Consider the following 13,908-nt stretch of genomic DNA (forward strand, 5'->3'; position numbering starts at 1 on the left):
GACCGCGTCCTGACGGCCATGGACCGCGACGTCCTCACCCCGACCGCACCGCATGTCAGCGACAACCCGTGGGCGATGGCCCAGCGCCAGTTCGACCAGGCGGCCGAGCGCCTCGCCCTCAAGCGCGGCCTGCGGGAGTACCTGCGCGTCCCCGAGTGGGAGTTCACCGTGCACTTCCCGGTGAAGATGGACGACGGCACCGTGCGCGTCTTCACCGGGTACCGCGTCATGCACAGCACCGTGCTCGGTCCCACGAAGGGGGGCATCCGCTACAACCCGCGGGTGGACCTGGACGAGGTGCGGGCGCTGGCCATGTGGATGACGTGGAAGTGCGCCCTGATGCACCTCCCCTACGGCGGGGCCAAGGGCGGCGTGGCCTGCGACCCCCACCGCCTCTCCCCGCGCGAGCTGGAGGCCCTGACCCGCCGGTACGCCACCGAGATCGCCATCATCATGGGCCCGAAGAGCGACATCCCGGCGCCGGACGTGGGGACGAACGAGCAGGTCATGGCCTGGATGATGGACACCTACTCCATGCACCGCGGCTACTCGGTCCCCGCCGTCGTCACCGGCAAGCCGCTGGCCATCGGCGGCTCGGCCGGCCGGCGCGAGGCCACCGGACGCGGGGTGTCCATCATCGTGCGGGAGGCGGCGCGGGCCCTCCGGCTGCCGCTGGCGGGCGAACCGGTCGTCGTGCAGGGCTTCGGCAATGTCGGCTCGGTGGCGGCCCGCCTCCTCCACGAGGCCGGGTGCCGGGTCGTGGCGGTGAGCGACGTGCACGGCGGCATCTACCAGCCGGGCGGGCTGGACATCCCGGCCGTGGAGCGCCACGTCCGCGCCACGGGCAGCGTCGTCGCCTTCCCGGGAGCGGAGCCGGTGACGAACGCCGAGCTGCTGGAGCTGCCCTGCACCGTCCTCGTGCCGGCGGCGCTGGAGGGCCAGATCACCTGGCAGAACGCCGGGCGCATCCGCGCGCGGGTGATCGTGGAAGGGGCGAACGGCCCGACGACGCCCGAGGCGGACGAGATCCTGGCCCGCCGCGGCGTGACCGTCGTCCCGGACATCCTGGCCAACGCCGGCGGCGTCGTCGTCTCCTACTTCGAGTGGGTGCAGGACCTGCAGTCCTTCTTCTGGTCGGAGGAGGAGATCACCCGGCGCCTCGAGGCCATCATGGTGCGCGGCTTCCAGCGCATCTGGGCGCTGGCGGAGGCGGAGCGGGTCAGCCTGCGCACCGCCGCTCTGGTCCTGGGCGTCCAGCGCGTCGCCGCGGCACTGATGCGCCGCGGCATCTACCCGTAGCCCTGGTCCTGCGCCTCCGCCCCGCCCCGCCCTTCCGGCTCGACCTGACCGTCTGGCTGCTGCGCCGCCGCCCCCTCTACACTGTGGACTGCCTGGAGGAGGATGCCTACCGCCGCGTCCTCCTCCTCGACGGGCAGGCGGTGACGGTGCGCGTCACCCAGACCGGCCCGCCCGCGGCGCCACGCCTCCTGGTCGAGGCCGCCGGGACGCCGGCGACGGCCACGCCGGCCATCCGCCGGTGGCTCGAGCGCGTGCTCGGGCTCCGGGTGGACCTGGCCCCCTTCTACCGCATGGCCGCGTTCGACCCGCGCCTGGGGCCGCTGGCCCACCGCTTCCGCGGCCTGCGGCCGCCCCAGTTCCCCAGCGTCTTCGAGGCGGTCGTGAACGCCATCGCCTGCCAGCAGGTCTCGCTCGCGCTGGGGCTCACGCTCCTCAACCGCCTGGCGCTGGCCTTCGGCCGCCGGCCCGCTCGGGGCGGCGGGTGGGCCTTCCCGGCCCCCGAGGACCTGGCGCGCGTCCCCCCGGCGGCGCTCCACCGCCTCGGCTTCAGCCGGGCGAAGGCGGAGGCCATCGTCGAGCTGGCCCGCGCGGTGCGGGCGGGGCTCGACCTGGAAGGGCTGCGCCGCCTGAGCGACGCGGCGGCGATGGGGCGGCTGCTGGCCCTGCGCGGCATCGGCCGGTGGAGCGCCGAGTACGTGCTCCTGCGCGGGCTGGGGCGGCTGCACGTCTTCCCGGCCGACGACCTGGGGGCACAGGCCAGCCTGCAGCGCTGGTTCGGCCTCCCGCACCGGCCGGACCGCGACGAGGTCCAGCGCCTGCTCGCCCCCTGGCAGCCCTACGCGGGGCTGGTCTACTTCCACCTCTTGCTGGACGGCCTGGCGCGGCGGGGCCTGGTGCTCGGCGGCGGCGCAGACGATGGCGGGGAGGCACCCGAGGCCGGCGCGGGACCTGAAGAGAGCCGTGGCGCGGCGGGCGGCGGTCCCGGGTAGAGGAGGCGCCGGCCCTCCACGCGGGCAAAAGGCGGCAGGCGGTGGGCCTCGCAGCGGTCCTCGAGGATGTGGCGCACCCCCCACCCGCGCACGAGGAAGGCATCGGCCAGCAGCTGCCGGTGGCACCGCCACGGCACCGCCTCGGCGCACATGAGGGCCACCCGCCGGCCGGCGGCTAGCGCTTCCAGCTCTTCCATGATCCGCTCGAAGGCCTCCGTGAGCATGAAGTCGGCGTAGGCGCGGAACGCGCCGACACGCCAGCCGGTGTTGAGCGAGGCGGCCTCGGGCCGCCGGTAGCCGCCGAGGTCCTCGCGCCAGGTGTAGGCGATCCCGCGGTCGGCCAGGGCCGCGGCCAGCGGCTCCCGGTGGAAGTGCGGGAAGCGGCGCGAGGAGGGCCAGCGCCGCACGTCGACGAGGTGCTCGATGCGGTGGGCGTCGAGGAGGGCGAGCAGGGTCTCCAGCGTGCGGGTCGAGTGGCCGACCGTGTGCACGGTGCGGGGCCCCAGGCACGCCGGGCTCCCCGGGGCGGCGGAAAGGTCTGTCGCGCTCACCACCTGGGCAGGGAGGAGGCGGGAAGGAGGCGAGACTTGCCATGTGGGAGCGTCTGGCCGCCCCCTGGCAGGCGTGCCTGGAGGAAGCCTGGGCGGCGTACTGCGCCGGCTCGGTCCCCGCCGGGGCCGTGGTGGTGGACGGCGAGGGGCGCATCCAGAGCCGCGGGCGGAACCGCCGCCGGGACGCGCACACCGGCGTGCTGCCCCTGGCCGGGGTGCGCCTGGCCCATGCCGAGTTGAACGCGCTGCTCGTCCTGAGCCCCGCCGTCGACCCGCGCGCCTGCACGCTCTACGCCACGAGCGAACCCTGCCCGCTGTGCGTCGGCGCCCTGGCCGTGGCCCACATCCGCCGCCTGCACTACGCCAGCCGCGAGCCCTGGGCCGGCGGGGTGGCGCTGCTGCGGCTCACGCCCTACCTGGCCGGCAAGGGGATCGCCGTCCAGGGACCGGAGGACCCCGACCTGGAGGAAGCCATCGTAGCGGCGACGGTGGAGTCCTTCCTCCACGGCCACCCGACCCGGGAGGGGCGCATCGTGGAGGCGTACCGTCAGGTGACGCCGGTCGGTGTGGAGGTGGGCTGGCAGCTCTTCGCCTCCGGCGACCTGCGCCGCTGGCGCGACCAGGGGATCGCGGCCGCGCGGGTCTGGACCTGGCTCGGCGAGATGGTCACGGTCGCGCGCGCCCGTCTCGCCGTCCCCGCCCCTCCGCCCTAAGAGCGTCGCTCCACCTGCACCCCCCGGTAGTAGTGCTGCAGGATCTCCACGTAGGAGCGTCCCGCCAGCCCCATGCCGCGCGCGCCCCACTGGCTCAGCCCCACGCCGTGCCCCGAGCCGCGCCCCTGGAACTCGGCGGCCGCCACCTCGTCGTTGGGGACGAGGCGCAGGGTGAAGAGCGTGCTGCGCAGGACGCTCACCCCCACCAGCGTCCGCAACTCGGTCCCTTTCAGCTCGAGCGTCCCGTGGCCGCCGGTGACGCGCACGGCCAGGACGCGCCCCGACGGCGAGAGAGCGGCCACCTCGACCCCCGTCACGCCGCTCACCGGCCGGCCGGCCCGGCGCAGCCGCGCCTCCAGTTCCGGGAGGTCGACGCGGGTGAGCCACTGGCCTACCGGGGAGCCCTCCACCCAGGGATCCGGCACCGAGCGCAGGTAGGGATAGGCCACGCCCCACACCAGCTCGCTGGCCTCGGTCATCCCTCCCGAGTCGGCGTGGTAGGCGGCGAAGATGGGCCTGCCGCCATATGTGGCCACCATTCCCCGGGTGGCGTCCACCGCCGCCGTGGCCCGCGGGTCCTCGGCGTTCACCCCGCCGTAGACCTGCGAGTCGGTGGTGGCCCGCAGGTCGTACCCCTCGGCGGCGAACCGCCCCAGGGAGGCGAAGGCCAGGGTGCGCGCCGCCACCGCCTGCGCCTTCAGCGTCTCCGCCGGCCACCGTGGGTCGACCTCCATCTTCAGGACGCCGTAGAGGTACTCTTCGACGTCGAGCTCGTTCACCACCGTGATCCCCTGACCGGCGCGCCGCAGCTCGATCACGCCGCGGTAGGCGCGCGAGCCGACGGCCAGGGGGGCTGAGGTCGGCTGGAGCCGGACGACGGGGCCATAGGTCCGCCCGGCTGCGGTGATGCCGCCCGGCACCGGCCGGAACTCGTAGGTCCCCGCCGGGAGGGCCTCCGCCTGCTGGCTCGCCGGATCGCCGAGGGTGGCGGGCGCCGGTGTCGAGACGGTCACCGACGGCTGCGCCAGGAGGATCCCCACCCGTACGAGCTGTCCGGCGGAGGCGCGGGTGTGCCGTGCTGGCACGAGCCCGCCGGCGAGCGCGACGGCCAGCGCCGCCAGCAGGAAGGCGAGGCGCGCCGGGGAGCCCATGTCAGCGGCGGCTCAACACGACCGTCAGGAGGATGGTGAGGAGCAGGCTGAGCACCAGGCTCGTGACGATGGGGAAGTAGAAGATGAACCCGTCCCGTCGGATGACGATGTCCCCGGGCAGGCGCGGGATCCGCCCCAGCACCGTGACCAGCACGCCGACCGCGACCAGGACCACGCCCAGGAGGATGAGCACCCGGCCGATGGGCGCGAGGTCGTTCACCATAGCTGCCCCTGGTCGCGTCCCCCCTCCGGCGGGGTCAGGCCGAGGTGGCGGTAGGCCGCGGGGGTGGCCCGGCGGCCGGCCGGCGTCCGCGAGAGGAAGCCGCGCGTGAGCAGGAAGGGCTCCACCACCTCCTCCAGCGTCTGCACCTCCTCGTTCAGCGTCGCCGCCAGCGCCTCGATCCCTACCGGGCCACCCCGGTAGACCTCGATGACCCCCCGCAGCAGGCGGCGGTCCAGCTCGTCGAGCCCGGCGTCGTCCACCCCTTCAAAGTCTAGCGCCTCCCGCGCCAGCGGCCCCGTGATGCGCCCGTCCCCCCGCACCTGGGCGAAGTCGCGCACCCGCCGCAGCAGGCGGTTGGCGATGCGGGGGGTGCCGCGGGCGCGGCGGGCGATCTCGTGGGCGCCATCGGGGGTGACCTCCACCCCCAGGATGGCCGCCGAGCGCAGGACGACGCGCTCCAGGTCCTCCACCGGGAAGAAGTCGAGGTGGTGGACGATGCCGAACCGCTCGCGCAGCGGCGAGGAGAGCAGCCCGGCGCGGGTCGTGGCGCCCACCAGGGTGAAGGGCTTCAGCCGGTAGCGCAGCGTGCGGGCGTGCGCGCCCTTGTCGATGACGAAGTGGACGCAGAAGTCCTCCATGGCCGGGTAGAGGAGTTCCTCCACCGCCCGCGGCAGGCGGTGGATCTCGTCGATGAAGAGGACGTCCCCGCGCTCCAGGTTCGTCAGGATCCCCATGAGGTCGCCGCCGCGCTCCAGGGCCGGGCCGGAGGTCTGGACGAAGTGGCCGCCCATCTCGTTGGCCACCACGCCGGCGATGGTCGTCTTCCCCAGCCCGGGGGGGCCGTGCAGCAGGATGTGGTCCACGGGCTCGCCGCGCTCGCGGGCGGCCTGCAGGCTGATGCGCAGTCCCTCGATGACCCGGGCCTGCCCGATGCACTCGTCGAGCCGCTGCGGTCGCAGGCTGCGGATGAGGACCTCCTCGTCCGCCGCCACCGCCCCGCCGGCCGCCGCACCGCGCCGGTCGCGCGCGCCCTCAGGCGCCATCGTCCTCCCTCCGGTGGCCGCGCTCCCCGGGCCGGCGGCCACGCTTCCCGGCCCGGGCCGCTCCGCGCCCATGACCCGTCACGCCGGGGCCTCCGCCGCCTGCCGCACCCGGTAGACCTCCTGGAAGAGGGCCTCGGCGTCGGCGATGGCCGGGTTGCGCCGCAGCGCCTCCTCGACCATCCGCCGCGCCTCGGCGGGCCGGTGCCCCAGCTGGCGCGTGAGGACCTCCACCACCTCGGCCCGGAAGTCCTCGGCGGGCGGTGCCGCCTCTGCCGGGGCCGCCTCCTGCAGGAGGGCGTACTTCCCCATCTTGCCGTGCAGGGCGGCGACGATCTTCTCCGCCGTGCGCTGCCCGATCCCCGGCAGGCGGCGCAGGAAGGCCACGTCCTTGCGCTCGATGGCCTCGGCGATGGCCGCCACGGGGTGGGTGATGGCCCGGACCGCCCTGGCCGGCCCCACGCCGTCCACGGTGATGAAGCGCTCGAAGAACTCCTGCTCCACCTCGCGGCGGAACCCCACCAGCAGCGGCCGCGGCTGGTTGGGCGTGACGTGGTACGAGATGAAGAGGGCCACCTCTTCCCCCTCCCCGGCCGCCTGCAGCCCGCGCGCCACCACCGCCGGCAGGTGGACCTCGTACCCCACACCGCCCGCCTCGACGACGACCCGGTCCTCAGCGCGCCGCAGGACCCGGCCGCGCAGGAAGGCGATCATCCGCCACCTCGGGGCACAGGGGCGGCAACCGTCCTGGCGGCGACCCGCGCGACCGACCTCGACGGCGCCGCCGAATGCGATCGCGACGAAGGCTGCAACGGCACGCCGCGGCGGGAGAGGGCGGTGAGGGCCAGCGCCGCCGCGTCCGCCACGTGGGCGTCGTCCACCGTGCAGGCCAGCAGCCGGCTCACCGCTCGCGCCATCTGTCCCTTGGCGGCCCGGCCCGAGCCGGTCAGCACGCGCTTGACCTCGGCCGGGGCCAGGGAGAGGACGCCGACCCCTGCCTCCTCCGCGGCCAGCCACACCACCCCGCGGGCGTGGGCCACCGCCAGCGCGGCGCGGGGAAAGGCCGGGTGGGCGAAGAGGTCCTCCAGGGCCACGAGGTCGGGCCGGCAATCGGCCAGCAGTCGGCGGAGCGCGTGGTGCAGGGCGCGGAGCGTGCCGCCGAGGTCGGACGAGGCGGCTCGGACGACGCCCCCCGAGGCCAGCCGCACGCCCGAGGGATCGCCCTGGATGATGCTGTAGCCGGTGGCGCGAAGACCGGGATCGATGCCGAGTACGACGGTCATCCGCACGGATGTTCGCCGTTGCGTCACCGCTCCCCTTTTGGCCCGTCCGACCAGGGGAATTCCGGCCCGTCAGACCCAGGGGAAGAAGAGGCGCATGAGGGCAGGCACCAGGATGGCCAGCAGGATCCCGCCGAGGAACCAGTCGATGCGGCCGCCATCCGCCTCCCTCCACGCCGATCGCGCTCGTCAATCCCTCCCATCGGCAGGAGGGAGGCCGTATACGGGTTCAGCTAGCCGACCTGCTGCAGGATCTCCTCCGGGATGTCGAAGTTGGCGTAGGCGCGCTGCACGTCGTCGTGCTCTTCCAGGGCCTCCAGCAGGCGCAGCACCTGCTGGGCCTCCCGGCCCTCCAGGTGGACCAGGCTCTTCGGGACCATGCTGATCTCCGCCGTCGTCACCGGGATGGCGCGGGCCTCGAGGGCCTGCTTCACCCGGTAGAGGTCCTCCGGGGCCGTGACGATCTCGTAGCTGTCCTCGGTGGTCCGGACGTCCTCCGCCCCGCCCTCCAGCGCTGCGGTGATCACCGCGTCCTCGTCGGCCGCCGTCCGGTCGACGACGATCGACCCCTTCCGGTCGAACATCCACGCCACCGAGCCCACCTCGCTCATCCGCCCCCCATGGTCGCGGAAGATGGCGCGGATCTCGCTGGCGGTGCGGTTGCGGTTGTCGGTGAGCGCCTCCACCAGCACGGCCACGCCGCCCGGCCCGTACCCCTCGTACACCACCACCTCCAGCGCCGCGCCCCCGCCCTCCCCCGTGCCGCGCTGGATGGCCCGCTGGATGTTCTCGTTGGGCATGCCGGCGTCACGGGCCCGCTCGATGGCGGCGCGCAGCCGCAGGTTGGCCTCGGGGTTGCCGCCGCCCTCCTTGGCCGCCACGGTGATCTCCCGCGACAGGCGGCTGAAGAGGCGGCCGCGGACCTGGTCCATCTTCTGCTTCTTGATGCGGATGTTGTGCCACTTGGAGTGGCCGGACATGGTCGGGCCTCCGGGGGAGGAGTCAACGCCGCCTCAATTATACGGCTAGACGGCCGCGGTGCCGGGCGCCCTCAGGGAGGCGCTTCCGTGATGGTGAGGGTCTGGGTGGCGGTGGCGCCCCCGGGGAGGCGCGCCGTGAGCGTGATGGCGTACCGCATCCCGGGAATGGGGATGGACGGGGCGAACCGGTAGGTGAAGACGCCCTGCGCGTCGGCGGGGAGGTAGGTCTCCACGAGGCGCACCGCCACCAGGCCGCCGTCCGCCAGGATGGTGATGGCCACGGTGGCGCCCGGGGCGGTGACGCCGCGGATGACCACCGGGGTGCGGACGTGGGCCCCGTCCTGCGGTTCGGTGACCGTCAGCGCCAGCGTCTCTGCGGTCCCCGCGGGCTCGACCCCGTTCGACCCCGCTTCGGGAGGCAGCGGCGGCGGCGAGGGCGGCGGGGGTGGCGGGGGCGTTGGCTCCGTGCCGCGGATGTAGAGCTCCCCGCCGCGGACCACCACGCCGTCGGGGCGGGGCCAGTCCTCCGGCGGGACGCCCTCCAGGGCCGGGCGCATGAACGCCGCCCAGATCTTGGCCGGCAGCCCGCCGCCGACGACGCGCCGCATGGGCGTGTTGTCGTCGTTCCCTACCCAGACGGCGGTGACCAGCGTCGGCGTGTAGCCGATGAACCAGGCGTTGCGGTAGTCGTCGGTCGTGCCGGTCTTCCCCGCCGCCGGCCGGCCGATATTGGCGGCCCGCCCGGTGCCTCGCGTGATGACCCCCTTGAGGATGTCGGTCATGAGGTAGGCCACCGGCGGCGCCAGGGCGATCTCCCGGTCGGGGAAGTGCTCGTAGAGCACCTTGCCGCTGGCGTCGGTGACCTTCAGGATGGCCACCGGCGCCACGCGCACACCCAGGTTGGCCAGGACCCCGTAGGCCGAGGCCAGCTCCAGGGGGGTGACCTCCGAGGTGCCCAGGGCCAGCGAGAGGTGGGGGCGGAGGTCGCTGCTGATGCCCATCCGCCGCGCATACTCGACCACCCGGTCGGGCCCGAGCTCGCTGAGCATGCGCACCGCCGGGACGTTCACCGACTGCTCGAGGGCGCGGCGCAGCGTGATGGGCCCGCGGAAGCGGCGGTCGTAGTTCTTCGGCCGCCATACGCCCGCGCCGGGGATGCGGTAGGCCACCGGCGCGTCGACCAGGACGCGCGAGGGCGGCACGCCGTTGGCCAGCGCGGTGACGTAGATGAAGGGCTTGAAGGCGGAGCCGGGCTGGCGGCGCGCCTGCCAGGCCCGGTTGAACTGGGTCTGGTCGAAGTCGTAGCCGCCGATCATCGCCCGCACGTGCCCGGTGCGCGGGTCGAGGGCCACGAGCGCCGCCTGGGAGGTGCGGAGGCCGGCCGCCAGGCCCTCGTCGATGCCGCGGCGCACCACCGTCTCCGCCAGGGCCTGCAGGCGCGTGTCCAGCGTCGTGTAGACGGAGAGGCCGCCGCGGTAGACCAGCTCCTCACCGAAGCGTCCGAGGAGCTGGGGCAGGACGAAGGAGATGAAGTAGGGGGCGCGGATCCCCACCAGGCCCGCATTCGCGGGCGGCGTGAAGGTCACCGGGTGGCGCAGCACCGCCCCCGCCTGCGCGGGCGTGATCATCCCCAGGTGCACCATGCGGTCGATGACCAGCCGCGCCCGCCGCCGCGCCGCCTGCGGGTTGGTGTGGGGCGAGTAGGCCGACGGCGCGCGGATGATGCCGGCCAGCACCGCCCCCTCCCCCAGCGTGAGCTCGCGCGCCGGCTTGCCGAAGTAGACGCGGGCCGCCATCTCGATGCCGTAGGCCCCCTGGCCGAAGTAGACCTCGTTGAGGTAGCGCTCCAGGATCTCGTCCTTGGTCAGGCGGCGCTCGATCTCCAGGGCCAGCACGATCTCGGCGAGCTTGCGGCTGAGCACGCGCTCCTGCGAGAGGAAGAGCGTGCGGGCGAGCTGCTGGGTGATGGTGCTCCCGCCCTCGACGATCTCCCCGGAGCGGATGTTGTGCCAGATGGCCCGGGCAATACCGGTGAGGTCCACTCCAGGGTGCTGATAGAAGCGGGCGTCCTCGATGGCCAGGACGGCCTGCTGGACGTGCCGGGGCACGGCCTCCAGCGGGATGGGGATGCGGTTCTCCCGATAGAGGCTGGCCACGAGCTCCCCGGACGCGGCGTAGATGCGCGTGGCCTGGGCGGGCGGGTGGTAGACGGCGGTGACGTCCGGCAGGTCGCGGCTGATCGCCACGAGCACCCCCACGCCCGTGCCGATCGCCAGCACGGCCCCCAGGCCGACCACGAGGCCGACGAGGAGGAGCGGGTGGAGGCTGCGGAGGCCGCGTCCTGCCCGGTGGGCGCCCGGGGAACGGCGGGAGGAGGGACGGCGGGGTGGGACGGCGCGCCTGGCCACAGTACTTCATTCTATACCCGGAGGCGGCCGCGCCGCGGCGGCGAGGCTGAGGCGCCGGTCGGGGCGGGTCAGGCTACGTCGGCCGTGCGGGTCAGACCACGTCGGCCGTGCGGAACCGCCGCCACTCGCGCAGCAGGGCGGGCGCGGCCAGGGAGAGCGCCGAGAGGAGGAGGAAGGTGGCGGTCACCGGCCGCGTGACGAAGATGGCCAGGCTCCCGTCGCTCATGATGAGCGAGCGGCGCAGGTTCTGCTCCATCAGGTCCCCCAGCACCAGCCCCAGCACCGCCGGGCCCAGCGGGTAGCCGTTCCGCCGCAGGTAGTACGCCAGCAGCCCCAGCACCGCCGTCAGCAGCAGGTCGAAGGCGCTGGAGTTCACCGCGTAGGTGCCCACCAGGGCGACGGCCAGGATGACCGGCAGGAGGACGCGCGGGGGGATGTCGAGGATGCGGACGAAGAGCCCCACCAGCGGGAGGTTGAGGACGAGCAGCATGAGGTTACTGACGTACATGCTGGCCACCAGGCCCCAGATGACGTCGGGGTGCTGCTGGAAGAGTCGGGGGCCGGGGATGACGTTGAGGACGAGCAGCGCGCCCAGCATGAGGGCCGTGGTGGAGGACCCGGGGATCCCCAGGGTGAGCATGGGGATCATGTTGCCCACCGCGGCGGCGTTGTTGGCCGCTTCCGGCGCGGCTACGCCGCGGATGTCCCCGCGGCCGAAGCGGTGGGGGTCGCGGGCCACCTGCTTCTCCAGGCTGTAGGCCAGGAAGGAGGCGATGGTCGCCCCGGCCGCCGGCAGGATGCCGATGTAGAACCCCACCACCGTCCCGCGCAGGATCGCCCACCACGACTCGGCCAGGTCCCGCACCGAGAGCCAGACGCGCTGCAACGCCACCCGCGGCCGCACCTCCCCGGCCAGCTCCTCGACCGCCACCAGCACCTCCGAGACGGCGAAGAGCCCGATCACGGCGATGACGAAGTCCACGCCGTCCAGTAGGTAGGGCACGTGGAAGGTGTAGCGCGGGACGCCGGTCACCAGGTCGGTGCCCACGGTCGCCAGCATGAGGCCCAGCCCCATGGCGATGAGGGCTTTTACCAGCGACTCCCCGGCCAGGCTGGACACGGCCGAGAGCCCGAAGACCATCAGCGCGAAGTACTCGGGCGGGCCGAAGCGCACCGCCCACCCGGCCAGCGGCGGGGAGAAGAGCGTGAGGGCCACGATGGAGAGGGTGCCGGCGATGAACGACGCCACCGCGGCCACCGCCAGCGCCGGACCGGCGCGCCCTTGCTGGGCCATGGCGTACCCGTCGAAGGCCGTGACGACCGAGGAGGCCTCCCCCGGGACGTTCATGAGGATGGAGGTGGTCGACCCGCCGTACATGGTCCCGTAGTAGAGGGCGGTGAGCATGATCATGGCGCCCGTGGGGCCGAGCGTGAAGGCCACCGGCAGGAGCAGGGCGATCCCGCCCACCGGCCCGATGCCCGGCAGCACCCCCACCACTGTCCCCAGCAGCGCCCCGAGGAACGCCAGCGCCAGGTGGCGCGGCTCCAGGGCGATCTGCAGGCCGAAGAGCAGGTGCTGCCAGATCTCCAGCACGGCGCCGGCCGCGCCTCAGCGGAACAGCTCGCCCGCCGGCAGGCGCACCCCGAGGAGGCGGAAGCCGTACCACATCGCCGCCGTGAGGAGGATGGCGAGCAGCAGGGCGCGCGCCGGGCGGACGCCGGTGACCAGAAAGCCCAGCAGCAGGAAGAGCCCGGTGGTGAGGGGGAAGCCGAGCGGCGTGAGCGCCAGGGCGTACAGCAGGACGAGACCCCACAGCGCCCCGGGGCGCCAGTAGCGCGCCACGCCCCCGCCGGGGCCGGGCGTCCCGCCGCGCAGGGCCGAGCGCAGCAGCGCCGCCCCCAGCAGCAGCATCATCCCGCCCACCAGCAGCGGAAAGGTCGAGGGCCCCAGCGGCTCGGTCCGCAGGAAGGGCCGGAAGGTCAGCGCCTCCCGCACGTACAGCGCCGCCCCCAGGAGGATGACGAGGGCGGCGCCGGCGTCGCTGCGGTCGACCCGCCGGGCGGCAGGCGGGCGGTCCACGGCGTTACTTCACGAAGCCCAGGTCTTTGAGCAGTGCCTCGAAGTTCGCCGTGTCCTGCTCCAGGAAGCGGCGGAAGCGGTCGCCGGTGAGCACGAAGGGGAACCACTTCAGCTCGTCGAGGATCTTCGCCCACTCCCGCGACTGGCTCATCCGGACCAGCGTCTCCTCCCAGAAGCGCACCGTCGGGCTGTCGGGCGGGGCGTAGAACCCGCGCCAGATCGGGAAGGTCACGCCGAAGCCCTGCTCGCCGGCGGTGGCCACCCCGGCGAAGGGCCCGCCCAGGCGCCGCTCGGCGAAGATCCCGAGCACCCGCACCTGGCCCGCCTCGAGCTGGCCGATGACCTCACTGGCGCCGGTGGTGAGGACCGAGGCGCTGCCGCCCAGGACCGCGGCCAGCGCCTCGCCGCCGCCCTGGAAGGGGAGGTAGCGCAGCTTGAGGGGGTCCACCCCGGCGGCCTTGGCCCACTTGGCCAGGATGATGTGGTCCATGCTCCCGGGCGCCGACCCGCCGGCCACGGTCACGCCGCCGGGGCTCTGGCGCAGCACGGCCGCCAGCGTGCGCAGGTCGCGGATGGCCGAGTCGCGCCGGACCACCAGCACTCCGTAGTCGGTGCTCAGGGAGGCCACCGGGACGACGTCCCGGTAGGTGTAGGGCGTGTTGCGGTTCACGATGGTCAGCGTGAGCGCCGGGGAGAAGGCGGCCAGGACGTTCCCGTCGCCCTTGCGGCGGGTGACCATGTGGGCGATGGCCACGGCGCCCGAGCCCCCGGGCATGTTCGTCACGGTGATTGGCTGGGTGATCAGGCGCTCGGCGGTCAGCGCCCGGGCGGTCATGCGGCACAGCGTGTCCCACCCGCCGCCGGCCCCGGCGGGCGCGATCAGCTCGATGGGGCCGCTGGGGCCGGCGGGCGCCGCCCAGCTGATGGCGGCCAGCCCAGCCAGAAGCAGCAGGCTCAGGACGACAGCGGTCGTACGCAACGACCATCCCCCCTATCGTCTCGACGGCTGGTTGTCGTGACGGGCGTCGTGCCGTCCCTCTTTCGCCCTCGCCCGATGCCTTCCTCTCAGTCCTCCGACCCGGACGAGAACCCCACCTGACCCGGCTTCGGTGGCTCGGGCGGGACCGGACCGGGCGGGGACGGAGGCTTGGGAGGAGCGGGCGGCGGGGGTGCGGGAGGACCGGGAGGACGATC

At 74.0% G+C, this 13,908-nt stretch carries 13 protein-coding genes and 1 pseudogene; 3 read left to right on the forward strand and 11 right to left on the reverse strand.

The features are described from left to right. Positions 1 to 18: 18 nt before the first annotated feature. On the forward strand, positions 19 to 1,299 hold the full coding sequence (locus RB146_08435) for a Glu/Leu/Phe/Val dehydrogenase (protein ID MDQ7829009.1): 1,281 nt from the start codon (positions 19 to 21) through the stop codon (positions 1,297 to 1,299). Between the two features lie 83 nt (positions 1,300 to 1,382). Then, positions 1,383 to 2,288 carry a DNA-3-methyladenine glycosylase 2 family protein gene (locus tag RB146_08440; protein ID MDQ7829010.1) on the forward strand — a complete coding sequence of 302 codons (906 nt, stop codon included), beginning with the start codon at positions 1,383 to 1,385 and terminating at the stop codon, positions 2,286 to 2,288. A gap of 110 nt (positions 2,289 to 2,398) precedes the next feature. Here the strand turns inward: RB146_08440 and RB146_08445 are convergent. Then, positions 2,399 to 2,842: pseudogene (locus tag RB146_08445) on the reverse strand (DUF488 domain-containing protein). 38 nt (positions 2,843 to 2,880) lie between these two features. Between RB146_08445 and RB146_08450 the strand changes: the two are divergent. Continuing rightward, complete coding sequence (locus RB146_08450) at positions 2,881 to 3,552, forward strand: deaminase (GenBank protein MDQ7829011.1); 672 nt, start codon at positions 2,881 to 2,883, stop codon at positions 3,550 to 3,552. Here RB146_08450 and RB146_08455 read toward each other — a convergent pair. From RB146_08455 to RB146_08500, 10 genes are all read right to left on the reverse strand, one after another. Continuing rightward, the gene (locus RB146_08455; protein ID MDQ7829012.1) at positions 3,549 to 4,703 is read right to left on the reverse strand and encodes a SpoIID/LytB domain-containing protein; all 1,155 of its coding nucleotides are present in this window, start codon (positions 4,701 to 4,703) and stop codon (positions 3,549 to 3,551) included. The genes RB146_08450 and RB146_08455 overlap by 4 nt on opposite strands. Before the next feature lies 1 nt (position 4,704). Next, positions 4,705 to 4,926, reverse strand: coding sequence for a DUF2905 family protein (locus tag RB146_08460; GenBank protein MDQ7829013.1), 222 nt, complete (start codon positions 4,924 to 4,926; stop codon positions 4,705 to 4,707). Then, the gene (gene ruvB / locus RB146_08465; protein ID MDQ7829014.1) at positions 4,920 to 5,969 is read right to left on the reverse strand and encodes a Holliday junction branch migration DNA helicase RuvB; all 1,050 of its coding nucleotides are present in this window, start codon (positions 5,967 to 5,969) and stop codon (positions 4,920 to 4,922) included. Before ruvB ends, RB146_08460 begins: the two co-directional genes overlap by 7 nt. A gap of 78 nt (positions 5,970 to 6,047) precedes the next feature. Continuing rightward, positions 6,048 to 6,680, reverse strand: coding sequence for a Holliday junction branch migration protein RuvA (gene ruvA / locus RB146_08470; GenBank protein ID MDQ7829015.1), 633 nt, complete (start codon positions 6,678 to 6,680; stop codon positions 6,048 to 6,050). After that, positions 6,677 to 7,249 (reverse strand): crossover junction endodeoxyribonuclease RuvC, encoded by a 573-nt coding sequence (locus tag RB146_08475; GenBank protein MDQ7829016.1) that lies wholly within the window; start codon positions 7,247 to 7,249, stop codon positions 6,677 to 6,679. Before RB146_08475 ends, ruvA begins: the two co-directional genes overlap by 4 nt. 230 nt (positions 7,250 to 7,479) lie before the next feature. After that, the gene (locus RB146_08480) at positions 7,480 to 8,226 is read right to left on the reverse strand and encodes a YebC/PmpR family DNA-binding transcriptional regulator (GenBank protein ID MDQ7829017.1); all 747 of its coding nucleotides are present in this window, start codon (positions 8,224 to 8,226) and stop codon (positions 7,480 to 7,482) included. Between the two features lie 71 nt (positions 8,227 to 8,297). Beyond that, positions 8,298 to 10,634 (reverse strand): penicillin-binding protein 1A, encoded by a 2,337-nt coding sequence (locus RB146_08485; GenBank protein MDQ7829018.1) that lies wholly within the window; start codon positions 10,632 to 10,634, stop codon positions 8,298 to 8,300. A gap of 91 nt (positions 10,635 to 10,725) precedes the next feature. Further along, positions 10,726 to 12,228 (reverse strand): tripartite tricarboxylate transporter permease, encoded by a 1,503-nt coding sequence (locus RB146_08490; GenBank protein ID MDQ7829019.1) that lies wholly within the window; start codon positions 12,226 to 12,228, stop codon positions 10,726 to 10,728. A 15-nt stretch (positions 12,229 to 12,243) separates the two neighbouring features. Beyond that, positions 12,244 to 12,714, reverse strand: a complete 471-nt coding sequence (locus tag RB146_08495; GenBank protein MDQ7829020.1) for a tripartite tricarboxylate transporter TctB family protein — start codon at positions 12,712 to 12,714, stop codon at positions 12,244 to 12,246. A 4-nt stretch (positions 12,715 to 12,718) separates the two neighbouring features. Then, positions 12,719 to 13,693, reverse strand: a complete 975-nt coding sequence (locus RB146_08500; protein ID MDQ7829021.1) for a tripartite tricarboxylate transporter substrate-binding protein — start codon at positions 13,691 to 13,693, stop codon at positions 12,719 to 12,721. Positions 13,694 to 13,908: the final 215 nt, after the last annotated feature.

The sequence above is a fragment of the Armatimonadota bacterium genome, from assembly GCA_031081585.1.
Taxonomy (GTDB): domain Bacteria; phylum Sysuimicrobiota; class Sysuimicrobiia; order Sysuimicrobiales; family Humicultoraceae; genus Geohabitans; species Geohabitans tengchongensis.